Consider the following 25,121-nt stretch of genomic DNA (forward strand, 5'->3'; position numbering starts at 1 on the left):
AAACAGTTTTTTTCCGTATCAATTTAGACACAAAAAAATTCGATGCAAAGATTGCATCGAATTTTTTACTCTTAGAAGGGATCTTTGATGTCCTCGTTCCCTTTGAGAGAAGTCTTATACAGTTTCCGGTTCTGCAAGAGCCATACCTTTTCCGAAAATTGCCCTGTCGGTGTTGTTTCCAGTACTTTTTTTATATCGTACATGCGAGCATCAATAATATCGAGATAGTGCAATATTTCGGCCTCCGGGATCATCGGCCGCTTGGGGCTGCCAAACTCCGGTTCGTAATGATGGGAAAGAATCATGTGCTGCAGCAGCAAGGATACTTCTTTATCGGCCCCCACCAGTTCGGCGGCGCGGTCAATCATTTTTATTCCCTGGATAATGTGGCCCAGTAATTCTCCTTCTACGGTATATTCCGAAACAATGCCCAGATCGCCGGCATCCATTTCATCCAGTTTGGCAATATCATGCAGGATAATACCGGCAAATAATAATTCCTTATTTAAACCGGCATAAACCTGGCTTACCTTTTCTCCCATTTGCAGCATTGTCAGAATGTGATACAAAAGGCCGGACCGTACGGCATGATGATTCTGCTTGGCCGCCGGATAAACCAGGAGTTTGTCTTTCTTGTCGTTTACAATATAACTCACGATCTTCTGTAAATCCTGATTATGAATTTCTTCAATATATTGCCGGACCTCATTATACATAGCGTTTCCGTCTTTAGGCGCTACAGGGACAAAATCGGCAATGTTCAGACCGTCTTCCGGGACGGCAAGCCGGATTTTATCAATTTTTATCTGCAGCCGGCTCTGCCATTCACTTACTGTTCCTTTTATTTTAACCAGAGCATGCCGGCCATAATCTTCTTCCTCTTGCTGACTGCAATCCCAAAGCTTGGCGTTCATTTCTCCGGTCTGATCCACGAGGGTAATATCCAAAAACTTTTTGTTATTGCTTGATGTTTTACAGTCCACTGCCCGGATCAAATAAAAGCTCTGGACAACATCTCCCGGCTTCAACAGCCTCAATTCCTGATTATTCATTAGCGCTCTCCCCAGTATATTTTCACTCTTTGCCAATTGGTTAGCAAATGATTGTTTTATTGTATTCGTCATGATTGCACCGAACCCTTTTCTCTTAGCGAGACGCGAAAAACCCGTCTCAGTCGGCCGTTCTTGGGGGTATTCACTCAAAAGAAGCATCCATTAGCGGGCAGGATAAATATGGTATTCAGCTGAACTCTATAAAAGAAAACAACATGAGAATTGGGGTGGGCGTATGAATAAGACACGGCTGAATAAGGTACTGCAGGCAATGGCTGAACAAAACGTACCGCAGATGGTGATTTCTGATCCGGCGGCTATTTTCTATTTAACCGGCAAATGGATTTACCCCGGGGAAAGAATGCTGGTCCTGTATCTCAGCCTTAGCGGAAATCATAAACTGTTCATCAATGAATTATTTCCGTTGCCCGAGGACCTGGGTGTGGAGAAAGTCTGGTTTAACGATATTGAAGACGGCGTGGCCGTGCTTTCCCGTTATATCGGGAAAGCAAAAACAATCGGGATTGATAAAAACTGGCCGGCTCATTTCCTGTTACGGCTGATGGAGCAACAGAAGGACAAAGCCTTTGTGAATGGTTCCGGCATTCTGGACCGGCTGCGAATGTACAAGGATGAGCAAGAAAGAAACCTTATGCGGGAAGCGTCAAGAATAAATGACTTGGCAATAGGGCAACTGATTCAACTCATTTCGCCGCAGCATTCGGAGAAGAAGCTGTCTCACCTTTTAGGAGAAATCTATGAGACTCTCGATGCGGAGGGCTATTCGTTCGAACCGATTATTGCCTACGGAGCGAATGCGGCGGATTCTCACCATATACCGGGAAACAGCCGCCTTAAAGCGGGCGATTGCGTACTTATTGATATCGGCTGCCGCAAAAACTCCTATTGTTCCGATATGACGCGCACCGTCTTTTATAAACACGCCTCAGACCACGCCCGCAAAGTATATAATTTGGTTGTAGAGGCGAATCAGCGGGCGATTGAAATCATAAAACCGGGCGTCCGGTTCTGCGACATTGACGCTGCCGCCAGAAGCTGTATTGAAACCGCCGGCTATGGCAAAGGGTTTGTCAACCGGACAGGCCATTCTATCGGCCTGGAAACCCATGATTTCGGCGATGTCTCCGCCGTTAATACGGCCCCGGTGGAAGCGGGCATGATTTTCTCGATCGAACCGAGTATTAAAATACCGGGCGAACTGGGCATCCGTGTCGAAGACCTGGTTCTGGTCACAGCCGACGGCTGCGAAGTATTGAATCAGTACCCCAGAGAACTAATGATCGTGGAATAAGGCCCGGCGGCAATCAGATAATGCTTAGCTCTTCGCCATTTAAGACTTTTTTCATGTTCTTCATCGGGCACATCTTGCCGCACATGGTACAGGTATCTTCACATTCCGGCTGAGATTCCTGCCGGTATTTTCCCGCTTTTTCCGGGTCCATCGCCAGAGCAATCATGCGGGAGAAATCCACGTCGGCCCGGGCGGCACTCATTTGATTATCCCATTCCCGGGCACCGGGAATTCCCTTCGCGATATCGGCAGCGTGAGCGGCAATCCGGGCGGCAATAATTCCTTCCTTGATATCGTCGAGATTCGGCAGGCGAAGGTGTTCCGCCGGCGTAACATAGCAGAGAAAATCGGCGCCGCTGGCGGCAGCGATTGCTCCGCCAATGGCACTGGTAATATGGTCGTACCCGGGAGCAACGTCGGTTACAACCGGTCCCAGTACATAAAAAGGAGCACCATGGCATAATTTCTTCTCCAGCAGCATGTTAGCCGCAATTTCATTCAGCGCCATATGGCCCGGCCCTTCGATCATTACTTGCACATTGCGCGCCCAGGCCCGTTTGGTCAGTTCGCCGAGAGTAATCAACTCCTCAATTTGCGCCGGGTCGGTTGAATCCTGGATTGAGCCGGGACGGCAGGCATCACCCAGACTAAGTGTTATATCATATTTCTCACAAAGGTCAAGCAATCTGTCATAGTACTCGTAAAACGGATTTTCCCGGTTGTTAAGCTCCATCCAGGCGAATAGCAATGACCCGCCCCGGGAAACAATGTTCGTCAGGCGTTTATTCTTTTTTACCCGTTCGGCCGTTTTCCGGTTCATGCCGCAATGAATTGTCATAAAATCCACGCCATCCTCCGCATGCCGCTCAACTACCGCGAAAAATTCATCCACCGTAATCTCTTTTAAGTCTTTACCCAGCATTCCGACCGCATCATACATCGGCACGGTGCCAATCATGGCCGACGACATGGCAACCAGTTTCCGCCGGAATTCCTGCGTCTTGCCGAAGCAGCTCAGGTCCATAATCGCTTCGGCCTTTAGCTCAATAGCCTTTTTCGCTTTCGTTAATTCCAGGTCAATGTCGCAGCAATCTTTGGAAACACCCAAATTTACATTGATTTTAGTGCGTAATCCCGTCCCGACGCCTTCGGGGCTTAAACTAACGTGATTTTTGTTCGCCGGGACCACAACTTTGCCTTCGGCGATTAGCGCCCGCAGCACCGCCACATCCATTTTTTCCTTGGCTGCCACCGCCTGCATCTGGGGAGTGACAATCCCTTTTTTGGCCGCATCCATTTGAGTCGTGTAAGTCATTTTTTTACCCTCTTTCTTTAATTTAAATAAAAAACAGCTTGCCACCCGGCAAGCTGTTTTGATTTTTAATTGAGCTTCCCTACGGTGGTACTAACCACATCAGGTTAAAGGGTTGGATATTAATCCTCTCAGCTTGTTACAGCACCCCTAGCCTACTTTATTTTTTTGTTTCCAGCTTAATCATACCTTATTTTTCCATGGCTTGTAAAGATGGCAGTACGGAAATAAATTTAAATATCACACCCGGCCCCGCCCCATATTTTCCAAGGTTTCGTTAATAATTGACAGCCCCTTTTTTATCCTGGCGGCATCGGTGCGGGCGATGCTAAGCCGGATTCCCTTTTCGTACGCCGCATCTTCCGCATAATAGAAGCGCCCCGGCGTTACCAGAACGTTTTGCCGTCCTAATTCATGAATCAACTGCTGTTCGTCAAGGTTCCCGGGAAGTTTCAAGTAGGAATAAAAACCGCATTGGCCGCCGACATACCGCACCCCGTTTTTTTGCAGCCGCCGCAGTTCAGGCTGTAAACACTTCAGCCGCCCGTCCAGCTCTTTTTTTATTGAAGCGGCCTGCTTTTTCAGAATGTTACTGCGGATATATATATCCAGCGTCGCCTGAGAAACTAAAGAAGCGGAGAAGTAGGAAGAAAAATAAGAAAACCAGATATGCTCGGCAAAAAGCTCGGTCAGATGAGTCGGCACAACCATTATGCCGATGCGAAACCACGGCATAATTTTGGAAAAACTTTTTAAATAAATATGATGATAATGATCGCCGTACGCATAAATTGGATCATAGCGGACGTCGGTTACGACATCGCCAAAATAATCATCTTCCACAATATAGACGTCGTATCTGGCAGCCAGCCTGGCAATGGCCTTGCGCTGTCCGGCGCTGTAGGCGGTACCCAGGGGATTGTGATTGCGCGGTACGGTATAAAAAAATTTAATATTGGCAGTTTTAAACAACGATTCCAATCGATCCAGGTCGATCCCCTTCTCATCCCGCGCGATGCCAAGAATCCCGGCGCCGTGATATTTTAAAAATTCGATAAAAAAACGGTACGTAGGCTGTTCGACCAAAATCCGGTCCCGGCCATTGGGGAACGGCATCCGGGTCAATATACTCAAGGCTTGCTGCACACCTAAGTTAATAAAAATATTGGGCACCGACGTAAAGACCTGAAAATCAGCCAAATAGTTCGGCAGCAAATTTCGGAGTGATTCAGTCCCATGCAAATGACGGCTTAAAGAATAATTTTGACCGATATCCACAGCCCGGTCGAGGCAATGCTTAAGATCAGGAAGATAAGCATCGCCAATAACCGGATTGCCGGTAGAAAAGTCAATCACCCCGGTGGACTCTTCCATCCGGCGGAGGCAATTTTCAACAAGATAATAGCCGCTCTGCGGCACGGAATATACGATATGTTTGCTTTTTAACGTATCAAACGCCTTGATGACCGTACTTTTGCTGCAGCCGTAACGGGCGCATAATTCCCGTACGGACGGTAATTTTCGCGTGTTTTTGTAATAACCGTCACGAATATTGCATTCCAGTTCGGCGGCGATTTGCTGATAAAACGTTTCCATGCGGTCCCTCCCAACTGTACCGGCACAGTTTGCCTTTCTCGTCCTTGAGGCTGGTGATAACCAACCCTATAATGATTATATAAAAGATTGCCACAATTGAGGAGGGTTATTGCATGAACGGATTAAAAATTGTTACAATCGGCGGCGGCTCCAGCTATACGCCGGAAATTGTGGAAGGGTTTATTAAACGCTATGCCGAACTGCCGGTCCGGGAATTATGGCTGGTAGATATCGAAGCCGGCCGGGAAAAACTTCGTATCGTCGGCGAACTGGCTAAAAGGATGGTTAAAAAAGCCGGCGTTCCTATCGAAATCCATACTTCTCTCAATCGCCGGGAAGCGCTTCCCGGTGCCGATTTCGTAACCACCCAGCTACGTGTGGGCTTTCTGGAAGCCCGCATCCGGGACGAACGCATTCCTTTAAGCCACGGCTATATGGGCCAGGAAACCAATGGCGCCGGCGGCATGATGAAAGCGCTGCGGACGGTACCGGTCATTTTGGCTATCGACAAAGATATGGCCGAATTGTGTCCCGATGCCTGTCTGGTCAACTTTACCAATCCGTCAGGAATTGTTACCGAAGCCTTGCTGAAATACGGCCGGAATAAAAAAGTTATCGGTCTGTGCAATGTCCCCATCGGCATGGAAATGGGCGTCGCCAGGCTCCTGGATGTAGACCCCGGCCGGGTCAGAATTGATTTTGCCGGACTCAATCATATGGTATTCGGCTTAAATGTTTATTTAGATGGGGAACAAGTCACCCGGCAGGTGGTGGATAAAATTGCGGCCGGTCAAATGGACAGTGTCGTAAAGAACATCATCAATATAAAATGGGTGTCCGAATTTGTAAAGGGACTGGGTATTATTCCCTGCCCGTATCACCGCTATTATTTCAAGAAAGACCAAATGCTGGCGGAAGAGCTGAAAGAATTTGCCAAAGGCGAAACCCGCGGCCAGGTAGTAAAAAAACTGGAGGCCGATTTATTCGAACTTTATAAAGACCCGAATCTGGATATCAAACCGCCCCAGTTGGAAAAACGCGGCGGTGCCTATTACAGTGATGCGGCCTGCCGTTTAATCAGCTCCCTTTATAATGACAAAAAGGATATCCAGCCGGTCGTCACGGCGAATCGGGGGGCCATTGACGGCATACCCTCCGGCTCGGCGGTAGAAGTAAGCTGCGTCATTACCAAAAACGGTCCGAAACCGTTGTCCATGGGAGAACTGCCGCCGGCGGTGAACGGCCTGGTGCAGCAGATCAAATCCTTCGAACGAATGGTCGTTGAAGCGGCAGTCACCGGAGACTACAACACGGCGCTGGTGGCTATGACCATCAATCCGCTGGTCGCTTCGGATGAAACGGCTCAAATCCTGCTCGACGAAATGCTGGACGCCAACCGGGAATATCTCCCCCAGTTCGAAGCCTATTTTGCCTCCCGCCAGAGTGTTTAAACCAGTTGCATAACATCACCGGAAGAACCCGCTAATTGGATATATTATTATGACGAAAGTTGCCTTATCCTTATTAAATTCCTGTACTAAATTCCGCCAAACAAAAATATAGATTATATTAGAAATAACGATGTTTTCCATCGTTATTTCTAATTTTACAGCACGAAATAGCTGTAATAAAATGGTAAATAGGAATTATCTGAATTTTACATCCCACTTTGTGAACGAGATAACAAAGGGAGGTGATACGGGCCGCGCAATCCGGAAAATGGGAGGTGATAACAGGAACGCCAGTGAACATCTGCCGCCGGCGGATGGCAAAACTAAAAACAATCATTCGAGGAGGGAAACGTATGGCTGAAGTAAGTACTTCATCAACAGTGGCGAACCCGAAAAAACCCGGCAAGTATTTTCCGGCTGGTTGGGAAATTAGTGAAGCAATGCCGGGACTCTTACTGATTGTCCTGCCAATTTTAGTAGTCGCGGAAATTCTCTGGTGCTGGGAAATAAGCAATAAAACGACTTATTTTGTTGATATTTTTATTGCGGCCGTATTAGCGCTGATTGTCGCCAATGTTTTTAAAATCCCGGATCGTCTAAAAGCCGGCCCGTCATTTGCTCAAAAGTGGTTTCTTCGCTTAGGCATTATTATCTATGGATTAAAATTCAGCTATAGTTACTTAGCCGTAATCGGCTGGCAAGGTCTTGTTGTCGTCCTTGTCGCTATCGCTGCGGCAGTTTTTGTTTCCATGGGCCTGGGAAAGATATTCGGCCTGGAAGATAAAACGGCCTCGCTGATCGGGGTCGGCACCGCCATCTGTGGCATTGCCGCCACGCTGGCCACGGCACCGGGAATCAAGGCCAAGGAAGAACAAATCGGTGTCGCCATCGGCGTTATCCTGCTCTGGGGAACATTGGCCCTGGTTGCTTATCCGGCTATCGCGGTTGCCGTTCATATGCCCACTGCCGTCTATGGGACCTGGTGCGGTGCGGCCATTCATGACCTGCCCCAAATTGTAGCGGCCTCCCTGCAAGGCGGCGGCAACGACGCCTTAAAAGCCGCTCTGATGGTCAAAATGATTCGTATGGCGTTTATTATCGTCCTTGTTTTGGGAATGTGCATGTACTATGCAATTAACGAAAACAAAGAGTCCAACAGTCAATCCAACCTCTCTATTGCTCTTAAATCTGTGCCAGCTTTCGTTATCGGCTTTTTTATTGTTGTTTTAATTAATACTTTTTTTAAAATCCCAGCAGCAATTGCCGGTCCTTTGGCAACCTATCCGGCATCCGTCACCCCGTTCACCCTGGCCTCATTACTGCTCAGCGCCGCTATTACCGGCATTTGCCTCAAGGTTACCCATCAAACCATCCGGGTTGCCGGCTTTAAGTCCATTCTCGTAGGCCTGATTGCCTTTGTGGTTCAATCCGGGCTGGTCCTGTGGCTTTCTTATATGTTCTTTGGCTAAGAAAGACCGCTGCGTGGTCTTTCGGCTCGGAACTCCTAGCGCAGGGCACAGGAAAATCCGTCTGAAAATCATTTGGGGCGGCCACCTTAACAGAAGGAGCGTCTTTTCATAAGCGGTGGTTAAGGGCCCGAATCCTCTGTTTCTATTAAAAAAAATGGCATTGGAAGATCCAGTCCTGTACTGGTTTCCAATGCCATTTTTTTAAAACTCTTCTTCCCAGGATATATAAGGCTGAGGAATATCCTCCATAGCGTTCACCATGAGTTCCACTAAACCGCCGTAGATGATATTATATTTATCCCGGAAGCCATAATGTTCGATCAGCGCGTCCCGGGCCGCCCCCTTGCAATTGGAGCAGGGAGCGCAATAGTATTTTGGAATAGCCGGATCCAGTACATCCTGAAACGCCGCAAGCACTTGCCGTGCCTTCCGGCGGCTTGCCACATTATTGCGCCAGTCAGGAAAATTCTGTGAGCTCATAATAGCAAAGCCGCTGCCGCCGCCACAACAATAGTTGCCCGTGCCCGCGTCCGGCATTTCCCGGAAATAACCTGGCGCCATAATATGGTTTAAGACCGTACGCTGCGGCGTCACAATTCCCATTAACCGTACCATATTACAGGGATCATGCAAGGTTACGGGAAAACTATTCTTTGACGGATCAAAGCGAACGGCACCGCTGGTCACTATACTGGCCAGCAACGGCAGACAAGACTCCCGTGCGATGGCCATATCACCGACAAGGAGCCGGTCGGCAATGGTCAGCATCGCTTTGGTAGCATGGCCGCATTCGCCGACAACAATCTTTTTCACGCCCAGTTTTTTAGCGGCCTGGACTTGCGCCACCGCGATACGGGAAAATTGGATATCATCATACCAGACGCCGTAATTAACTCCTTCATAGCCCATCATCTCGCTGGAAAGGGTCCAATTTAAACCGGCCGCTTCAAAAAGAATGGCAAAAGCCGCCGGATTTTCCGGCCAGGCCAGATATTCCCCCGCATTATGGATCAGCAGGATATCGGCCCCTTTCTTATCCAGTGGAATCGTGATTCTCCGGCCGGTTTTTTCTTCGATAATATCTTCAATAAACTCAATGTTATCCTTAAATGCCAGAGGGGTCATGCCGGTTGACGAGCCGGTTTTCATATGCTGAACAGTACCGGACTTATGCACGCCGTCCGGCGCGAGGCCCATTTCCTGACTGAAAACTTTGCGCAATTCCCGGGAAAGCAGCGCATTATCCACGCCAATGGGACATACGGAGGCGCAGCGGCGGCAGATGCTGCAGCGGTAGACCAATTCCGCCAGGCGATATACCACCCGCCAGTTGAGTTCTAAATCGGCCCCGGCCCATTTGCCAAGCAATTTGCCACAGGGGCTGAAATACCGCTTTATAATGCGGCGTAACACTTCCGGCCGGAAATTAGGCTTGTAAATCTCCTGTCGCCCACTTTCTATGTAGATGGGACAAGCCTCGTTACAAGTATTGCATTGCATGCAGTATTCGTTGCTTAACGTTACCGGCAGCAGAAACCCCCAGTTGTTTTCTTTTTGAAACAGTTTTTCCAATCCCCGTAAAAAGCTGTTTACAATGGCCGCTTCCTCTTCCCGGGTCTGTGGGATGGGTAAACTAAGAGCGGAAAAGCCATCCAGCGAAAAATCGTACTTCTCCCGTATTTCCGGTTTCAGTTGTTTAAACCGGATGGTTTCTTCCGGATATAATGGACTGATATCGGCCGGAACCAGCGGCGAAAATACATCCTCCGACCCGAATTCCCGCAACGGCCTATTCCTTTTCATTCTGATCTTCCTCCCTTGACGCCTCGCCGGCAACCTGGTCAAGCCAGGACTCTCCCTGCCGGACATGGGCTCCCGACCAGGTAACCCGGTAATTCAAGTAAGCGGCAACATCCGTTTCCATGGCACTGCCGCGTTTCATTGAGGCATCGTCCCACATAATATCATGATAAAAGAAATATTTGCCGACAAAATGCATCATCCGGTTAAAAGGCAGATACAGTAAAAAAAGGCCAAAAATCAGCATGCGAAATAGGAGCAGCGGCTCCTTCACCGCTGCCGGCCTGAGCGTAAGCAGCCCGGCCATGTGAGCCCGGTCAACAGCAAAGGATGGATCGGCAAAAAGCAGCGCAGCGAGTCCTGAGCCAAATAAAAGAATCATCAACCCTAAATTAATATAGCTGACATAGTCGGACATATAGCGCATGTCCTCATCCGTCGTGCGCAGCCACAGTAAAACCAGACTCCCGCCCAAGCCGGCCGCAAAACCGATAGAACCGGCGGCAAGGGTCAAATAAAAAAGCAGTCGACCCCATAGCGGCGCAGCCGCCGCTACGGGCAGGCCGTTCAGCTCAAAGACGGCGCCAATTGCAATCAATACGATCCAGGCAAAGCCGAAATAAAAACCCATATGCAGGGGAAAACTGCCTTTCCAGACCCGGGGATTATTGACCCATGCCCGCTTGATAAACAACATTTCCTGCAGCATTTCTTTCAGTTCATCCATAAAAAAAACAGGCGGTTTTAGACCTGTAAAGTCCACTTGTTGATATTTAGAGCCAATTCTTCCCTGGTGGGGAACCGGATAAATATCCCACCGCAGATGCCGCGGCATGGTAATATACCCCCAAACGGTCAGCACCGTTTTATAGAGAAACACGACCACGGCAATATAAAGAAAGGGACCGCCGATAAACCAACTGATTCCCATTATCATCACCCCATGCACAGCTAAAATTTCCCGGGCGGTTTCTTGTCCGGGTAATATAAGCACGGGCCAGGCACCGGCCCGGACCCGTACTTACAAAGCAATGGCAAGGATTATTCTGCTTCGTTACACGCAGCCCGTAGGCTTGGGGAGACCGGCCAATTTACAGGCCCCTTTGGCCGGACCCGATGGAAACATTTCATAAATCTCTTTCAAAGTAAAACCGGTGTCTTTGCATAACTTCCGAATCATAGGAGCGACGCCGAATTTCTGGAAATAATCCCGAAGGTAATGAATGACTTTCCAGTGATTTTCCGTTAATTCGCCAACTTCTTCCTGGGTCGCAAAGAAAGCGACCACATCTTCACTCCAGTTCGCCGGATCCACCAAAAAACCATCCTCATCCAGTTCGACTGCTGCTCCTTTTATTTGGACATTGCTCATATAACAAGACCTCCCTATCTGTTTATGTTTCTTCTAAAAATCATGGACTCAGCACTAGGGCCTGGCCGACTAAATCCATCAATCCTCCCATTTTTAAGTCGGCCATACCGTAATATTCCATGACGGCCGGCATTTGCGCTTTACAAATTGAACAGGGAATTACTAAATAATCCAGTCTTCCTAATGCTTTCACCTGTTCGGCCTTTTTCTTGCCCAGCTGCATGCGGATTTCTTTCATTTCATCCATCAGCAAACCGGAACCGCCGCCGCAACAAAAATTTTCCTCCCGGTTCGGTGTCATTTCCACGAAATCGGTGACAATGGCCCGCAATATTTGGCGCGGTTGTTCTATAATCCCGCCGCCGCGCGCATAATTACAAGGGTCATGCAGGGTAACCCGTAAATTCAGCTTCTTTAACGGTAACCGGGCGAGATGTTCGGCCGTAATTTCATGAATGTGCCTGAGTTCAAACGGTACCGGGCCGCTGGCCCCTTCCGTATACATTTTTGCCGCCCGCCAGCCGTGCCCGCACTCACCCTGGATAACCAGCCCGGCTCCCAGCTTTTGAGCCGCTCTTTTCAGACGCTGATTCTGTTCGCGCATTGTATTCAGATTAAAGAGCAAACCAAAGTTAGCCGCTTCTAAAATTTCGGACGAAATGGTCCAGTTAAAGCCAAGAGAGTAGAATAGCTTCGCCGCGCCGATCATCGTATCTACATTGGTGAAAAAATCGGCGGAAGAGGGAATATAGAGCACATCCGAGTCCGGCTTATCAACGGGAATTTTAATATCAAGCCCCGTTTCTTCCCGCATCTCGTCTTCCATGAATTCAGCCGTATCGGCAATGGCGAGAGGGGGAAGCCCCATATTATTGCCCGTTTTCGCCATATTGGCGCCAATACCTTGCATGAATTTCGGCATAATTCCCAACTGAGACAGGATGTGCCGGGCGGCTATGGTCACTTCGGCCGTATCAATGCCGAAAGGACAAAACAACGAACAGCGGCGGCATTCATTGCATTGATAAAAATAGGTTATCCACCTGGCAATCGTTTCCCCGTCAAAATCGGCCGCTCCGACGAACCGGCCCATAACTTTTCCCGCCAGGGTAAAATAACGTTTATAAACACGCCGCATTAGTTCGGCCCGGGCGGCCGGAACATTATTATAATCCTGCGTTCCCAGATAGCTATGGCACTGTTCCGCACACCGGCCGCACTTAGTGCAGGTTTCCAGCATGACCATCAGCGACCGCAGCGAATTTTTCAGATGCTCCATTTCCTTTAACGCCCGGGATGGCTGTTCCGCTGCGGGAACAGCCGCAAAGCCAATGGCGGCGGCATCTTTATCCTTGGCAATGTTGAGGGGGATTTTCAGCATGACCGGCACCTCCTTTTATAACCCGGACATCACGGACAATCCCGGTCCGCGTCGGATAAACAGGAGCATTCTCCATCAACATGGTCCGGTTGACAAAAAAGCCGGCTGCATGCACCAGTTTGGAAAAAGGGAAATACAGCAGCAATAGATTTACTAAAAAGAAATGGCTGATAAAAATGGGCTCCCAGGGTATAGGCAGCGGATGAAACAGGAACAAACTGCCCAAATAGGCGCGAATCGGCACCAGATTGACTTCCGTGACGGTCCGCATATGCATGCCGGTCACCACAACCGAAAGCAGCAACAGTAAATCGAAAAAATCAGCCGGATCAGACAGACGCTTTACTTCTTCGACCGCCGTTCGCCGGTATAACAGAACCAGCAAGGCTATAAACAGTCCAGTCCCGGACACCGTTCCCAAAAACACGGACAACCGGGTGCTGGCCGCGTCGGACAAGCCAACCATAGTAAACTGGTGGGTCAGGTAGTAAATCCCAACGATATGGCCAACGACAATCAGCGCCAGACAAACATGCAGCAGCCATGCCCAAAACCACAAGCCATTATCACCGCGCCGTAAACTCCGAAAAAGCAGCGTTTCCCTGCCTAGAGCCAGTACCCGGCCAGCCGTAGTCTCCGGCGCCGGAAACAAGGTCAGTTGAAACGGCACCGGTGCTTTCAGCCAGACGATCACCCGCCGGCTCATACCGATAATGAACACGGCAGCCGCTATATAAGGGAACACTTGCCCGATAAAAAACAACATGCCAAAACCCCCTGCCATCTTTCCGGCTCACCAAAGCGGATAATCAAAATTTAAACTGCGTCGTCGACCGGAAGGTAGTCTTCGCATAGGTAAAATCGTCAAGATGCTTATCCGTAAAGGGAATATCGGCTAATTTAAAGAAACGCTCCCAGCCGATACGATTGATCCATTCTCCCATCCGTTCTCCTTCCCGGGCATTGGTTCGCCATACGTCGACGAGATTTCTCACCGCCTCCGTAACCGTAGTCCAGCGTGGCGGCTCATTAGGAATGAAGGGGATAGCCAGGCGCGAGAACATCGGCGCTGTACGGGCATTAGACACCTTGCCGCCGACCCAGATCGATACACCGTCATTCACCGGGTCCATAATTTTAATAGCCGGGCAGACCGCCGTACAGTTGCCGCACATCATACATTTTTCCGGATTGATAATCACACTTTTCACTTTGGGATTGGGCCGAATGGCTCCTGTCGGACAGGCGGCAATTGTATTGGGAATTTCGCAAACCCGGCTGGCCATTTCGTCATTGACCCGGGGAATTGTGCGATGAATACCGACGATAGAAATATCGGAACAGTGGCAGGCGCCGCACATATTGACGCAGCAGGCTACGGCAATCCGCAGGCGGGCTGGTACTTTAACCTTGCCGGTAAAATAATCCGTCATCTGATCCATGATGCTTTTCGTCAGACCGGATGCGTCGGTCACCGCGCTTTTACAGTGAATCCAGCCTTGGGTATGAACAATATTACTTATCGAAACGCCGACCCCGCCGATTAGAAAGTCTTTATCATCCAGCTCCGTAAGCAGCGGCTGCAGCTTGCTTTCATCGGCCACCAAAAACTCCACATTATTCCGGGTTGTAAACCGCAAATAGCCGTCACAGTATTTTTCGGCAATATTGCAAATGTCCCGAACCCAGTCACTGCTCACCAACCGGGGAGAAGCCACCCGGACGGAATGCAGAACAGCGCCGCTATAGCTGACATGCCGCAGCACCCCCGGCCGCGGAACCGTATGGTATTTCCAGTTCCCGTAGTTTTCCTTGATAATGGGCGGTATTAGCTCCTGATAATCGGGAGGGCCAAAATCAGTTCTAGCCATGACTTCCCACCTCCTCTGCCTTCCAGAAAATATAAGGATTGCTGCGGGGGGCATGCACCATCTGCGGCAAGGGCTCCAGCCCGACCGCTTCCAGGAAAGCACTCAACCCCATGCGCTCAATCAGTTCGCCGACGCGCTCCCGGTTTTTGCCGTGATCGGCCCACCAGTCCGTAATTTTGTCAACCAAATCTTTAAATTCGGTATAAGGTGGTTCCATTTTAATAAAAGGAACCAGCACCCAGCCGATCATTGCCCCTTTCACAACCGGCGCCTTGCCGCCGATAAGCAGGGTAGCACCACGCTCACGGCCGATATGAAGCGCTTTGGGCATCATGTTTATGCAGTGCATGCAATGGACACAATCCTCTGCGGTAATTTTGAGCTCCCTTTTTCCCGAATCCCATTCCAGCGCTTCGGTCGGACACTTGCGAATTACGCGGTTAAAAATGTCAAAGCCGCCGTCAACCGCTTCCCGGACCGCATCCTGGTCCATCTCCAGCACATCCCGCCAAGTACCGATTACCGCCAAATCGGAACGGGCCGAAGCGGCGGCGCAATCATTGGGACAGGCCGATACCTTGATCTTGAACTTGTAAGGCCAGGCCGGCCGGTGGATGGCGTCCTGGTAATGAAGCGTTAATTCCCGGATAATATTCATACTGTCGATGCAGGCCTTTTCACAACGCGCCTGTCCGACGCAGCAGGATAATGTCCGCATGGCGCTGCCGCTGCCGCCGAGGTCAAAACCGCATTCCGTCAACGCGTCATAGCAGGGCTGCAGGTTTTCCGTCGTTGTCCCCAGCAGGATGCAATCTCCCGTTGACCCGTGCAAATTAAACAGCCCGCTGCCGTATTGGTCCCAAATGGCAGCGACTTGCCGCAATTTTTCCGCCGTATAAAAGAATCCGGCCGGTTGATTTACCCGGAATGTATGAAATTCCCGCACATGCGGAAACTTTTCCGGCTGGCTCGAATAGCGCCCGACCACTCCGCCGCCATATCCTTTCACACCCACAATCCCGCCATGTTTCCAATAACCTTCTTTATTCTCGTAGGAAGTTTCCAATTGCGCCAGTAAATCCGCGGCACTTGCATTTTTGGCGGCTGCCCGCTTGATCTCAGTCACAAAACTAGGCCAATCACCCTTTTCCAGCTCATCCAACAACGGAGTCTTTTTCTCATCCATTGTGTCTCACTCCTCCGTTTCTTTAAATCCCGCTTTTCGCAATCCTCTGCTATTCGACAATCATTCCTGAGAAAGAAAATGTGAGTTAATACTCGTCTACCGAAATCGCTCCAACAGTACATAAACTCACGCAGCTTTGGCATCCGAGGCATTCATCTTCGCTGACCTGTGCTTTTCCGTTAAGTACAGTAAACATTTGTACCGGGCACCCTTTCGCGCATTCGCCGCATCCCTGGCACAAACCAGAATCGACTGTTACGACAAACATCGTTTCACCTCCTCGCCGTTCTGGTATCCCGGAAAGTAATCAACCAAATGAAAATTTTTTCACAATTCCAATTATTATTGTAGTTTATTGCCCACCCCCTGTAAAATTAGAAATACCGATGAAAATCATCGGTATTTCTAATAGCAAGTTTACAGACCTTGCCGAATATCATGTAATATTTTCCATTACAAAAGAGCTGAACTTTTCCACCGCCCGGGTCTGAAATTTTTCGCGATGATGTAACATAATAAAATTCCGGGTAATCTCGCCTTCACTCAGCGGAACCGTAATCAGTTCCCCCCGCTTTAAATCATCCTCTACGGCCAGGCAGGATATCGCGCCTAAGCCAAGCCCCGCCTTTATAGCGCTTTTGATCGCTTCCGAACTGCTTAATTCCATAACAATCTTAAGCGATGCGGCATTATATCCATGCCGGTTGACAAATTCCTCAAAAACCCGCCGGGTCCCGGAATCAGGTTCCCGCAATACCCAGCGCTCATCCATCAGGCTGGCTAACGGATTCACTTTATTATGCGCTAAAAAATGCTTTGGCGGCGCTACGACCACCACCCGGTCACCGCCACAGCGTCTGTCGGCCAAAACCGGCATGGGTTCATACAACCCTTCGACAAATCCCAGGTCGATACTGCCGTCGAGCACGTTGGCGATTACCTTTTCCGTATTTTCAACGGTCATGGAAATATTGACTAAAGGATAAAGACAGCTAAACTCAACCAAAATCTTTGGCAAAAGATATTCACCAACGGTCAGGCTGGCACCGATAGCCAACCGGCCGCCGGTAATATCCATCAAGCCGCGCATGGTTTTATTCGTCGCTTGATACAAGCGTTCTAATTCAACGGCATAGGGATAAAGCGCTGCGCCCGCTGCCGTAAGGCGAATCCGTCGATAAAGACGGTCAAACAGTTTCACGCCGTAATAACACTCCAGCGCATGAATCTGCTGGCTGACCGAAGACTGAGTCAAATGCAATTCCTGTGCCGCCAGGGAAAAACTCTCCTTCTCTACTACACACTTAAAGATTTGCAATTGAACATCAAGCATACTTTCCTCCATCCAACCGTTTTTGCGTTTCATTACTCATCCGGAGTACGATCCTTCCGCAGTCGCTCATGTCATTTTGTCAGGAGAAAATTCCCACCTCCCGCCAATCACTTATATATGATCTTTTCTTTCCGCAGCCAACGGGTTGATCCCTGCTGTTCTTCCAAAATATACATATTTAAATTTCCGCGGACAAAACCAATGGCAATCTGGACTTTTCGTAGATAATATCATATAATGTCTATAAATATAGTAAACAAATTTAGAGGTGTTTATAGGATGACCACTCTATCCGATCTATTTTGGCAGGCTTCCCTCGCCGAAATTAAGCAGGGCTATGTGTATGACCAGGCCAGCAGCGAATTCATCTGCCTCACCTGCGGCAAACGTTTCGCCGACGGTATCATCTATTCGTGGGATGAACGCTTATACGAAGCCAAACGGTACATCAAAATCCACATCGCCGAGAGCCATCAATCCCCTTTCCACGTTCTCATCCATCTGGATAAAAAGTTAACCGGGCTGACTGACCACCAAAAAAGCATTCTGGAGCTTTTCTACGCCGGCTCTAGCGACAACGAGGCGGCAAAAGTGCTCGGCACGGGCAGTACCTCAACCATTCGCAATCATCGTTTCAGTCTGCGGGAAAAACAAAAGCAGGCTAAAATTTTCCTGGCCATTATGGAACTACTGGGCGAACAGGTGCCGAAAAAGGACGCCTTTATTGAAATTCCGCGCAATTCGAAACAAGTCGACGACCGTTTCGCCATTACGGAAGAAGAAAACGAAAAAATCCTGCAGGCCCATTTTAAACAAGGCCCGGATGGGCCCCTTGATTCGTTTCCCGGCAAAGAGAAAAAACGGGTCGCCATTTTGCGGCATCTCATTAAATATTTTGAGCCAAACCAGAACTACACCGAAAAAGAAGTCAACGGGATTCTAAAAAAGTTTTATGACGATTACGTCCTGCTGCGCCGCAATTTAATAGACTACGGCTTTATGGACCGGACTCAGGACGGCAGTTCCTACTGGGTCAAATTGTAACATTCAAAATTTTAAATAACAAAGGAGTCAATAAAATGGCAGACAGAAAAAAAGAGCTCAAACTAGCCTATAAGCAAAGTCCGCCTCCTATGGGTGTATATCAGATTAAAAATGCGGTTAACGGCAAAATTCTCGTTGGCAGCAGCTTGAATCTGCCGGGAAAAAAGAATAGTTTCCTTTTTCAGCTTAAATTAGGAAGCCCTATCAATAAAGTGATTCAGGCAGACTTGAATTTACACGGTCCCGATGCATTTCATTTCGAAGTTCTGGAAACCATCAAAGCAACCGAAGTGCCGGAGGAAGAGTGGCGCCGGGCCGTCACGGCTCTGGAAAAAAAGTGGCTGGATAAATTGCAGCCTTTTGCTGAAAAAGGATATAACACCCGAAAAAAGACTCTTTAAAAAAATGGAGTCATTAACCCCTACCCAGTACCGAAATACTTTCTTTTGCAAGCACTTTAACAAAAAATAGTAAGAAAACGAGAGAGACAGAATTTTTTTAAAAAATCCTGTCCCTCTCGTCTTATTCAGGCTATTGGCGATATGTTCTTCAAGCCGAGCGGTCTACTTTTGAAAGAGTCCCCGTTCACTGCGGCATAATAATAAGTTTTACCGGCAGATTGGAGGCTCCCGGCGGGCTGAACGTCAGCCAGAGCGAATTGTTGCTGTCAAAAGTGCCAAGCAGAGCATACTCATTGTCTCCAAACGAGATTCTGCCAGGCGGGGTAGCCACCGGTCCCCGGTCTGTATTGCCGTACTTTATCTTTATGGCTCCCGCGTAATCCCCGCCCAGCGGTGTCAAGTAATAGGCAATTTTCCGGCCCTGGGAAGGAAGAAAAATCCGGTAGACCACGCCATAGTTGCCATAATCTACAACCGGACTGCCATCTGTGGCATCAATTCCCTTCAGATATGGGTCGATTAGATTATCGGCCAGCGTCAACCCCATCACTCCATCGAGAACCGTATCGTAGGTCCGGATTGGAACAAGCCGCCGGTTCGCCCCTTCAAAGGTGCCGCGTAAGTGATACTCGTCAGATGGTAAGACTTTGGCCTGCCGGGCAAAATCGACACTGTCCGCAAATAACGGCATCATTATGACTTTGACGGTTACCGGACGGTCGGTCGCAAAGTCAAAAATACCGTTAAGCAGCATATTGGGCAGAACCGCCGTATTACTTATGTCCGCCGACAGTGGCACGCCGCTTCGGGGGGGCACAGCAAGTTGATAAGGAGCACTGCCATGAAGATATGCCGTCATCGCCTCTTTACCCACTTCCATCCATATGTACCCCGGTCCGCCCAAACCGTATTGCCGGACCGTGACATGCGCCGTTTCCGGCCCGCTGTTTTCCAGAACAACCGCCATCCGCTTGGCGGTAGCGGCGGCATTGACGTGATAAAAGAACAAACGGACGTTCCCCTTGACTTCGTCCTGATAGAGAATGCCTTCGTCGGCCGCCATTTCCGGGCTGTCCGACAACAGGAGTTTGCAACTGTCGGAACTCGTTGTCATTCTCCATTCCGGCAGATTATCTATATCCAATGTTTGTGGCCCGTCTGCCGCAACAACCGGCATCCGGATAATAAACCCCATTATGAAAGCTAAAACCAGTCTTACTACATACTTCATTATGTACCCCTAAGTTGACTCGCCCGACACGAAAAACATTTTATGCCTGCAGATTTGTTATTCCGTTCACAAAATTACACTAACCTTCATTTTAAAACTTTTTTCGCCATTATTCAACTACAAAATTTCTTTTATTAGTCAGTTTTTCAATTGCTGCCGCAAGTTCCTGACCATTACCGCAATATCCCCGGCACCGGTAATTTCCGTCACCAGGGCAATCGTCCGGGCACCACGGCTCGCAACCTCCCGGATATTATGCATTTTTATGCCGCCAATCGCCACAAATGGCAGCCGGATATTATGAACCACATAATCCAGATAATCCCATCCTACGGGCTGGCAGACATCCCGCTTAGTCCGGGTTGCAAACAGGGGGCCGACCCCAATATAATCAACGACGTCCTCTTGCTGCGCCTGTTGCGCTTCCACCGGCGCATGGGTGGATAAACCCAGAATCATATCCGGACCAATCAGTTTGCGGACTTCACCGGGAGGGTAATCATCCTGCCCGATATGAACTCCGTCCGCTGCCGTCAATAAAGCCAGGTCCGGATGATCGTTGACGATAAACAGTGCTCCGGCCTGCCGCGTCATATCGCGGAGAATTTGGCATTCTGCAAACTTTTGCCGCTGGCTTTTATCCTTTTCCCGGTACTGGATCACCGTAATTCCCGCCGCCAGCATAGACGCCGCCACTTCCATTGTCGACCTGCCCCGGGAATGCGGCGCATCCGTAATGCCGTACAAATCCGCCTGGATTAGCTTTTGCATTGCCGCGCAACGTAAATTCATCTTCCTCTTCCTTTCTTGTCTTCTAGTCGATCAAGTATATGGGCCAATACAATATCGGCCTGTTTGGCCGCTGCCGCGGTAACTAAAGGAGCCAGCGGCGGCAGCCGGTCAACCCCGCTTGTTTCATCCCCGATAAGATATAAATTGCCGCCCCTGTTCCGCACCCGCAGGCGGTCACTCTCTCCCCAGCCCGCAATTCCCGAAACGGCAACTACTAATTTACCGGTTGGCGCATACTGCTCTACCAGCAATGCTTTCGTTGCGGCAACATCGACACATTCCAAGACCACATCACAGTCCTGAAACCAACCGCCGGCATCTTCAGCCGTAATCTTTTGCCGAATCAGTTCCAATTCGAGGTCCGGTTCAATCCGCCGTAACGTTTGGGCTAAAGCATCCACTTTCGGCATACCGATCTGGTCGGGAAAAAAGAATTGCCGGTTAAGATTGCCGGGTTCCACGCAATCGTAATCAATAATACGGAATCTGCGAAATCCGCTGCGAACCAGGCAAACGGAACAATTTGACCCCAGTCCTCCCGCACCGGCAATCCCGATCTTAACGCTGCCGAGAACTGACAGCTGCTCTGGTGATAAGTACTGCTCAAGGGCCGTCCGGAAAATCATATGTTCACCTTCTCTTTTCACTGCTGCTCTATAACGAGTAATGCCAATTTTGAAAAATGGGCTGGTATCCGTTTTTCTTCAGCATGCTGCTGATTTCCGCCACACTGCGCTCATCGGCCAGCTCAAACTGCCCGTCCCGGCTTTGTTCACTATAGCCCCCCACGGCGGTGGATACCCCCGCCGACATTCTCGTCACCCCAAGTTTAATCATTTGATCCCGCAGTTCACTCCGCTCCCTGGTAGAAATGCATATACCGCTGTGAGGCATAAAAAGGCGGTAAGCCAGAACATACTGCACCAGATCTACGTCCCCGGCCGGAGTCCTTGTTTGATAGCCACCGGTACATGGCCGCAGGCGGGGAATGGCTAACTGAACATCCACCGCCGGATAGCGGCTTTGCAAATAAGCGGCATGAAGACCGGTAAAAAATCCTTCCTGCCGCCAAGGTACAAGTCCCAGGAGAGCACCGACGGTAATGGTGCGAATCCCGGCCCGGCAGGCCCGTTCCGGCGCATTGAGTCTAAACAGGAAATCCCGCTTCGGTCCCGCCGGATGAAGCGGTTTATATTTAGCTTCCTCATAGACCTCCTGAAACATGGTCATTCCGTCAACGCCTGCGTCAACTAACAGTTTATATTGTTCTTCGGTCAAGGCATAGACTTCAATACTGATGGAACTAAAATAATGCTTTAAAATTTTTACGCAATCCACCATATAGGCAACCGTGGATCTCGCCGGATCTTCTCCCGTCAGCAGGAGAATATGGCGGATACCGCCGGCACTGATTGCCGCGGCTTCCCTCTCGACTTCTTCCAGGGTAAGCTGCCGCCTTGTAAAATGGTTTGACCGGTTAAAGCCACAATATACACAGGCATTAATACAATAATCGGATACATAAATCGGGGCAAATAACTGAACGGTACGGCCAAAATATTTGATTGTTTCCGCTTGGGCGCGGCAGGCCATTTCCTCCAGGCGTTCGACGGCCGCCGGCGACAATAAGGTCAGGTAGTCTTCCGGCAACAACCGGTCTTTGGCCAGCACCCGGTCAACGTCCCCTACCGTACAAAGCCGGAAAAATCCGGCAAAGTCCAATTCGTCATATTTTTGCAGCCATTCTTTAACATTGTTCATGATTTGGTTCCCTCCGCAAAAATCCTGTCAGCGGTGAGGAAGCAACCGCTGTTTCCCGCCGGCTGCCCGGTCCGGCCAGGTATGCCAGTCTTCCCGCCGCTACCGCCTTGGCAAATGCCGCCGCCATTTTTACCGGCTCCTTAGCCGAAGCAATGGCCGTATTAACCATAACTGCCGCCGCCCCCATTTCCATTGCCGCCGCTGCTTCCGACGGGCGGCCGATCCCCGCATCAACAATAATGGGCATATCCGGCAATTCCGCCAGTAAAATACGCAGCATTGCCTGCGTTTCTAGGCCACGGTTACTGCCGATAGGCGCTCCCAGTGGCATAATTGCCGTCGCTCCCGCCGCTACCAAGGCCCGGGCGGCGTAAAGGTCCGGATTCATATAAGGAAATACCGTAAACCCTTCCGCCGCTAAAATCCGGGTTGCTTCAATCGTTTCCTGATTGTCCGGCAGTAAATACCGGGCATCACCAATTACCTCAATTTTAATCCAGTCACCATAGCCAGCCGCTTTGGCCAATCTGGCAATCCGCACTGCCTCGGCCGCGTTCCGGGCTCCGGAAGTATTGGGCATCAACACCGCATCCGCTGGAATCGAATCCATAATATTTTCCGGCATACCGGCCAAATTCATTCTTCTGACCGCCACCGTCACAACATCGGTCTCAGCCGCCTGCATGACTTGCGGTAAAATGCTCTGATCCGCATATTTTCCCGTTCCGACAATTAACCGGCTCCGCAAGGTTTTACCGGCGATTTTCCAATTTTCTTCCATTCTAATCAACCTCCCCCGACGAATGTAATAATTTCTAAACAGTCCCCTTGTTGCAGCACTGTTTTTGACCACTCTTCCCGCACCAGAATGCGTTCATTCAGCTCCAACACCATGTGCCGGCCCAAGATGCCTTTTTGCTCCAGCCACTTCTCAATATTAACCCCGGCATCCATACTCTGCCGCTCGCCGTTAACTACAATGTCCATTCACATCACCTCCTCTTTTTTTCAAACTATGCGTTGCCCCTTTCGCCCCCGAAGTTCAGTCTTGCGTCTTTTATAAAATAAAAAGACGCACCCCCCGCTAAGAAGGTACGTCAAAAATTTTTGGCTTTCTACCTTTCCTACGCGGGCATTATCCCGATCAGGTTTGGAGGTCTGTGCTTACAGCACACTCTCAGCCCATAACATGAGCTCCCTCAGTAACAGCGCATCTTAAATTATCTTTATTGTATGGCCTTAATTCCGGGCTGTCAAGAACAGCAGGCGGTTAAAAATTACTTTATCTTCCAATTTGAACTTAAATTTTATAGTTCTTTTTTTAATTATTCCGCTTTTCTCCTCGGGAGGAGAAAATAGGCAAACAGAGAATTTATTGTTTAAATTGAAGCTCTCAGCCAAATTATAGTAAGAAAGGGGTAATTTCTATGGCCACCGTGCAAACGAAATATTTAGGAGGATTACGCACCGAGTCGGTGCATTTACAATCCGGCAGCCAATTAATTACGGATGCTCCCACGGACAATCACGGCCGGGGAGAAGCGTTTTCACCCACCGACCTCTTAGCTACAGCCTATGGCGGCTGCGTACTGACCATTATCGGAATTGCAGCCCAGACTCACGGTTTTACGATTGACGGCGCCGAAATGCATATTACTAAGGTAATGGGCACCAATCCCCGCCGGGTGGTGGAATTAAATGCGGAAATCATTTTGCCTCATAATGAATACAGCGCCAAAGAGCGGAAAATCATCGAGCTGGCACCGAAAGAATGTCCGGTTGGCAACAGCCTTCATCCGGATATAAAAAAAACCGTGACCTTTACCTACCGTGGTGAATAAATACGCTTCTTTCTCTTTTTAGGTTCCGGGACTGCGGCTGCCCGGCGGCACAGCCTTCGAACTATTGCCAAGAACCGGAACGTTGAGTCTGTATTTTATACAAAAAAGCCGCATGCCCGTGGTAATGCCAAAACAAAGATACAAAGGCGTATTGCCGGGTAAATAAAACTGGGAATAATAGAAACTCACAGCGCCGGCAATTGTCGTTATTGCATAGACCTCCTGCCGGAAAACATAAGGAATTTCTTTCACAAATACATCCCTTATAACGCCGCCGCCGATTCCCGTAATAACCGCCACGGTCGTTACGATGAACAGTGTATTCAGGTCATGCTGTATGGCGAGATTGGCACTGGTGGCAGTAAAAGATCCTAAGCCAATGGCATCAAAGATCTGTATGGTATATTGGAATTTATGTATCCAGCGATAGGTAAAGCAAACGCCAATGGTTGAAACGGCGCTAATGACGAAAAAGGTAGGATCCCGGAAAGTTAGCGGGGGCGTATTGCCTATAATCACATCCCGCAGCACGCCGCCGCCAATAGCCGTCGTTACGGCCAATACCAGCACGCCGAAAATATCAAGCTTCTTTTGGATTCCCGTCAGCGCCCCGGAAACAGCAAAAGCAGCCACCCCCGTAATCTCTAATACACTCCAGGCTGTCATGTTCCATGCTCTCCCAACTTAAATTATTACAAATGCTCAAGAAAGACCGCTTCGCGCGGTCTTTCGGAAGCTTTCTTTTGTATACTTTCCATAAAAAACAACGGCGAGAGCCTTTTCCGATCTGCTCTCGCCGTTGCCCGCCTTTAGTCACCCTCCTACCACGGCACCACCCGTGGTAGTCCCCAAAATTAGAATACACTACTTTTATAAAAAAAGCAACTCGTTTAAGACCATTTTTATAGATTTCCTT

General features: G+C 49.3%; 26 protein-coding genes and 2 riboswitches. Of the genes, 7 read left to right on the forward strand and 19 right to left on the reverse strand.

The window, feature by feature from the left end; genetic code table 11:
* Window positions 1–71: 71 nt before the first annotated feature.
* The gene (locus LUCIF_RS05480) at window positions 72–1,052 is read right to left on the reverse strand and encodes a 3'-5' exoribonuclease YhaM family protein (RefSeq protein WP_122626872.1); all 981 of its coding nucleotides are present in this window, start codon (window positions 1,050–1,052) and stop codon (window positions 72–74) included.
* A 235-nt stretch (window positions 1,053–1,287) separates the two neighbouring features.
* On the opposite strand from LUCIF_RS05480, the gene LUCIF_RS05485 reads away from it, so the two are divergent.
* Window positions 1,288–2,364, forward strand: coding sequence for a M24 family metallopeptidase (locus tag LUCIF_RS05485; protein WP_122626873.1), 1,077 nt, complete (start codon window positions 1,288–1,290; stop codon window positions 2,362–2,364).
* Between the two features lie 13 nt (window positions 2,365–2,377).
* On the opposite strand, the gene thiC is transcribed toward LUCIF_RS05485, so the two are convergent.
* Window positions 2,378–3,679 carry a phosphomethylpyrimidine synthase ThiC gene (thiC, locus tag LUCIF_RS05490; RefSeq protein ID WP_122626933.1) on the reverse strand — a complete coding sequence of 434 codons (1,302 nt, stop codon included), beginning with the start codon at window positions 3,677–3,679 and terminating at the stop codon, window positions 2,378–2,380.
* A 59-nt stretch (window positions 3,680–3,738) separates the two neighbouring features.
* Window positions 3,739–3,838, reverse strand: a riboswitch (TPP riboswitch).
* A gap of 78 nt (window positions 3,839–3,916) precedes the next feature.
* Window positions 3,917–5,272 (reverse strand): aminotransferase-like domain-containing protein, encoded by a 1,356-nt coding sequence (locus LUCIF_RS05495; RefSeq protein ID WP_122626874.1) that lies wholly within the window; start codon window positions 5,270–5,272, stop codon window positions 3,917–3,919.
* Between the two features lie 113 nt (window positions 5,273–5,385).
* Here LUCIF_RS05495 and LUCIF_RS05500 point away from each other — a divergent pair, with 113 nt between their 5' ends.
* The 3 genes from LUCIF_RS05500 to LUCIF_RS05505 all read left to right on the forward strand — a co-directional run bounded on the left by LUCIF_RS05500 (window position 5,386) and on the right by LUCIF_RS05505 (window position 8,192).
* The gene (locus tag LUCIF_RS05500; protein ID WP_122626875.1) at window positions 5,386–6,723 is read left to right on the forward strand and encodes a 6-phospho-beta-glucosidase; all 1,338 of its coding nucleotides are present in this window, start codon (window positions 5,386–5,388) and stop codon (window positions 6,721–6,723) included.
* Between the two features lie 220 nt (window positions 6,724–6,943).
* Complete coding sequence (locus tag LUCIF_RS25985) at window positions 6,944–7,084, forward strand: hypothetical protein (protein ID WP_165865899.1); 141 nt, start codon at window positions 6,944–6,946, stop codon at window positions 7,082–7,084.
* Window positions 7,077–8,192, forward strand: a complete 1,116-nt coding sequence (locus LUCIF_RS05505; protein ID WP_165865900.1) for a YeiH family protein — start codon at window positions 7,077–7,079, stop codon at window positions 8,190–8,192. The genes LUCIF_RS25985 and LUCIF_RS05505 overlap by 8 nt, the downstream gene beginning before the upstream one ends.
* A 201-nt stretch (window positions 8,193–8,393) precedes the next feature.
* Here the strand turns inward: LUCIF_RS05505 and LUCIF_RS05510 are convergent, their stop codons facing one another.
* The 9 genes from LUCIF_RS05510 to LUCIF_RS05550 form a co-directional block, all read right to left on the reverse strand.
* Window positions 8,394–9,995, reverse strand: coding sequence for a (Fe-S)-binding protein (locus tag LUCIF_RS05510; protein ID WP_122626877.1), 1,602 nt, complete (start codon window positions 9,993–9,995; stop codon window positions 8,394–8,396).
* A complete protein-coding gene (locus LUCIF_RS05515) occupies window positions 9,982–10,923 on the reverse strand; it encodes a hypothetical protein (protein ID WP_126720578.1) in 942 nt (313 codons plus the stop codon). Before LUCIF_RS05515 ends, LUCIF_RS05510 begins: the two co-directional genes overlap by 14 nt.
* Before the next feature lie 123 nt (window positions 10,924–11,046).
* Complete coding sequence (locus LUCIF_RS05520) at window positions 11,047–11,364, reverse strand: TusE/DsrC/DsvC family sulfur relay protein (protein WP_122626879.1); 318 nt, start codon at window positions 11,362–11,364, stop codon at window positions 11,047–11,049.
* A 40-nt stretch (window positions 11,365–11,404) separates the two neighbouring features.
* The gene (gene dsrK / locus LUCIF_RS05525; protein ID WP_207857053.1) at window positions 11,405–12,745 is read right to left on the reverse strand and encodes a sulfate reduction electron transfer complex DsrMKJOP subunit DsrK; all 1,341 of its coding nucleotides are present in this window, start codon (window positions 12,743–12,745) and stop codon (window positions 11,405–11,407) included.
* Window positions 12,711–13,511, reverse strand: a complete 801-nt coding sequence (locus LUCIF_RS05530; RefSeq protein WP_165865901.1) for a respiratory nitrate reductase subunit gamma — start codon at window positions 13,509–13,511, stop codon at window positions 12,711–12,713. The genes dsrK and LUCIF_RS05530 overlap by 35 nt, the downstream gene beginning before the upstream one ends.
* A gap of 43 nt (window positions 13,512–13,554) precedes the next feature.
* Complete coding sequence (gene dsrB, locus LUCIF_RS05535; protein WP_122626881.1) at window positions 13,555–14,616, reverse strand: dissimilatory-type sulfite reductase subunit beta; 1,062 nt, start codon at window positions 14,614–14,616, stop codon at window positions 13,555–13,557.
* On the reverse strand, window positions 14,609–15,802 hold the full coding sequence (gene dsrA, locus LUCIF_RS05540) for a dissimilatory-type sulfite reductase subunit alpha (protein WP_122626882.1): 1,194 nt from the start codon (window positions 15,800–15,802) through the stop codon (window positions 14,609–14,611). The genes dsrB and dsrA overlap by 8 nt, the downstream gene beginning before the upstream one ends.
* An 85-nt stretch (window positions 15,803–15,887) precedes the next feature.
* The gene (locus LUCIF_RS27275) at window positions 15,888–16,070 is read right to left on the reverse strand and encodes a ferredoxin family protein (RefSeq protein WP_122626883.1); all 183 of its coding nucleotides are present in this window, start codon (window positions 16,068–16,070) and stop codon (window positions 15,888–15,890) included.
* 168 nt (window positions 16,071–16,238) lie between these two features.
* Entirely contained in the window at window positions 16,239–17,168 is a 930-nt protein-coding gene (locus LUCIF_RS05550; RefSeq protein WP_207857055.1) for a LysR family transcriptional regulator, read from the reverse strand.
* Between the two features lie 246 nt (window positions 17,169–17,414).
* Here LUCIF_RS05550 and LUCIF_RS05555 point away from each other — a divergent pair, with 246 nt between their 5' ends.
* Window positions 17,415–18,179 (forward strand): DUF2087 domain-containing protein, encoded by a 765-nt coding sequence (locus LUCIF_RS05555; RefSeq protein ID WP_122626885.1) that lies wholly within the window; start codon window positions 17,415–17,417, stop codon window positions 18,177–18,179.
* A gap of 35 nt (window positions 18,180–18,214) precedes the next feature.
* Window positions 18,215–18,580 (forward strand): GIY-YIG nuclease family protein, encoded by a 366-nt coding sequence (locus LUCIF_RS05560; protein ID WP_122626886.1) that lies wholly within the window; start codon window positions 18,215–18,217, stop codon window positions 18,578–18,580.
* Window positions 18,581–18,764: 184 nt separating this feature from the next.
* On the opposite strand, the gene LUCIF_RS05565 is transcribed toward LUCIF_RS05560, so the two are convergent.
* The 6 genes from LUCIF_RS05565 to thiS all read right to left on the reverse strand — a co-directional run bounded on the left by LUCIF_RS05565 (window position 18,765) and on the right by thiS (window position 23,351).
* A complete protein-coding gene (locus tag LUCIF_RS05565; protein ID WP_122626887.1) occupies window positions 18,765–19,811 on the reverse strand; it encodes a hypothetical protein in 1,047 nt (348 codons plus the stop codon).
* Window positions 19,812–19,949: 138 nt separating this feature from the next.
* Window positions 19,950–20,603 carry a thiamine phosphate synthase gene (gene thiE, locus LUCIF_RS05570; RefSeq protein ID WP_122626888.1) on the reverse strand — a complete coding sequence of 218 codons (654 nt, stop codon included), beginning with the start codon at window positions 20,601–20,603 and terminating at the stop codon, window positions 19,950–19,952.
* Window positions 20,600–21,250, reverse strand: coding sequence for a sulfur carrier protein ThiS adenylyltransferase ThiF (gene thiF / locus LUCIF_RS05575; protein WP_207857057.1), 651 nt, complete (start codon window positions 21,248–21,250; stop codon window positions 20,600–20,602). Before thiF ends, thiE begins: the two co-directional genes overlap by 4 nt.
* 7 nt (window positions 21,251–21,257) lie before the next feature.
* A complete protein-coding gene (gene thiH, locus LUCIF_RS05580) occupies window positions 21,258–22,364 on the reverse strand; it encodes a 2-iminoacetate synthase ThiH (protein ID WP_122626890.1) in 1,107 nt (368 codons plus the stop codon).
* Entirely contained in the window at window positions 22,351–23,145 is a 795-nt protein-coding gene (locus LUCIF_RS05585) for a thiazole synthase (protein ID WP_122626891.1), read from the reverse strand. The genes thiH and LUCIF_RS05585 overlap by 14 nt, the downstream gene beginning before the upstream one ends.
* A 5-nt stretch (window positions 23,146–23,150) precedes the next feature.
* Window positions 23,151–23,351 (reverse strand): sulfur carrier protein ThiS, encoded by a 201-nt coding sequence (gene thiS / locus LUCIF_RS05590; protein WP_122626892.1) that lies wholly within the window; start codon window positions 23,349–23,351, stop codon window positions 23,151–23,153.
* A 116-nt stretch (window positions 23,352–23,467) separates the two neighbouring features.
* A riboswitch (TPP riboswitch) is annotated at window positions 23,468–23,575 on the reverse strand.
* Window positions 23,576–23,791: 216 nt separating this feature from the next.
* Between thiS and LUCIF_RS05595 the strand changes: the two genes are divergently transcribed.
* Complete coding sequence (locus LUCIF_RS05595; RefSeq protein WP_122626893.1) at window positions 23,792–24,205, forward strand: OsmC family protein; 414 nt, start codon at window positions 23,792–23,794, stop codon at window positions 24,203–24,205.
* An 18-nt stretch (window positions 24,206–24,223) separates the two neighbouring features.
* On the opposite strand, the gene LUCIF_RS05600 is transcribed toward LUCIF_RS05595, so the two are convergent.
* Window positions 24,224–24,871: a trimeric intracellular cation channel family protein gene (locus tag LUCIF_RS05600; RefSeq protein WP_122626894.1), complete on the reverse strand. Its 648-nt coding sequence runs from the start codon at window positions 24,869–24,871 to the stop codon at window positions 24,224–24,226.
* Window positions 24,872–25,121: the final 250 nt, after the last annotated feature.

Origin of the sequence: Allolucifera butyrica (genome assembly GCF_900476375.1) — a bacterium.
Taxonomy (GTDB): Bacteria; Bacillota; Negativicutes; order Sporomusales; family UPPP01; genus Lucifera; species Lucifera butyrica.

Coding starts and splice junctions, on each gene's coding strand:
- thiE (WP_122626888.1), bottom strand. CDS start 20,603: ATGAATTTACGTTGCGCGGCAATGCAAAAGCTAATCCAGGCGGATTTG.
- LUCIF_RS05485 (WP_122626873.1), top strand. CDS start 1,288: ATGAATAAGACACGGCTGAATAAGGTACTGCAGGCAATGGCTGAACAA.
- dsrB (WP_122626881.1), bottom strand. CDS start 14,616: ATGGCTAGAACTGATTTTGGCCCTCCCGATTATCAGGAGCTAATACCG.
- LUCIF_RS05505 (WP_165865900.1), top strand. CDS start 7,077: ATGGCTGAAGTAAGTACTTCATCAACAGTGGCGAACCCGAAAAAACCC.
- LUCIF_RS05555 (WP_122626885.1), top strand. CDS start 17,415: ATGACCACTCTATCCGATCTATTTTGGCAGGCTTCCCTCGCCGAAATT.
- LUCIF_RS05510 (WP_122626877.1), bottom strand. CDS start 9,995: ATGAAAAGGAATAGGCCGTTGCGGGAATTCGGGTCGGAGGATGTATTT.
- thiS (WP_122626892.1), bottom strand. CDS start 23,351: ATGGACATTGTAGTTAACGGCGAGCGGCAGAGTATGGATGCCGGGGTT.
- thiC (WP_122626933.1), bottom strand. CDS start 3,679: ATGACTTACACGACTCAAATGGATGCGGCCAAAAAAGGGATTGTCACT.
- thiH (WP_122626890.1), bottom strand. CDS start 22,364: ATGAACAATGTTAAAGAATGGCTGCAAAAATATGACGAATTGGACTTT.
- dsrK (WP_207857053.1), bottom strand. CDS start 12,745: ATGCTGAAAATCCCCCTCAACATTGCCAAGGATAAAGATGCCGCCGCC.
- LUCIF_RS05480 (WP_122626872.1), bottom strand. CDS start 1,052: ATGAATAATCAGGAATTGAGGCTGTTGAAGCCGGGAGATGTTGTCCAG.
- LUCIF_RS05530 (WP_165865901.1), bottom strand. CDS start 13,511: ATGTTGTTTTTTATCGGGCAAGTGTTCCCTTATATAGCGGCTGCCGTG.
- LUCIF_RS05495 (WP_122626874.1), bottom strand. CDS start 5,272: ATGGAAACGTTTTATCAGCAAATCGCCGCCGAACTGGAATGCAATATT.
- LUCIF_RS27275 (WP_122626883.1), bottom strand. CDS start 16,070: ATGTTTGTCGTAACAGTCGATTCTGGTTTGTGCCAGGGATGCGGCGAA.
- LUCIF_RS05565 (WP_122626887.1), bottom strand. CDS start 19,811: ATGAAGTATGTAGTAAGACTGGTTTTAGCTTTCATAATGGGGTTTATT.
- LUCIF_RS05600 (WP_122626894.1), bottom strand. CDS start 24,871: ATGACAGCCTGGAGTGTATTAGAGATTACGGGGGTGGCTGCTTTTGCT.
- dsrA (WP_122626882.1), bottom strand. CDS start 15,802: ATGGATGAGAAAAAGACTCCGTTGTTGGATGAGCTGGAAAAGGGTGAT.
- LUCIF_RS05515 (WP_126720578.1), bottom strand. CDS start 10,923: ATGGGAATCAGTTGGTTTATCGGCGGTCCCTTTCTTTATATTGCCGTG.
- LUCIF_RS05585 (WP_122626891.1), bottom strand. CDS start 23,145: ATGGAAGAAAATTGGAAAATCGCCGGTAAAACCTTGCGGAGCCGGTTA.
- LUCIF_RS05500 (WP_122626875.1), top strand. CDS start 5,386: ATGAACGGATTAAAAATTGTTACAATCGGCGGCGGCTCCAGCTATACG.
- LUCIF_RS05550 (WP_207857055.1), bottom strand. CDS start 17,168: ATGAAACGCAAAAACGGTTGGATGGAGGAAAGTATGCTTGATGTTCAA.
- LUCIF_RS05560 (WP_122626886.1), top strand. CDS start 18,215: ATGGCAGACAGAAAAAAAGAGCTCAAACTAGCCTATAAGCAAAGTCCG.
- LUCIF_RS05520 (WP_122626879.1), bottom strand. CDS start 11,364: ATGAGCAATGTCCAAATAAAAGGAGCAGCAGTCGAACTGGATGAGGAT.
- LUCIF_RS05595 (WP_122626893.1), top strand. CDS start 23,792: ATGGCCACCGTGCAAACGAAATATTTAGGAGGATTACGCACCGAGTCG.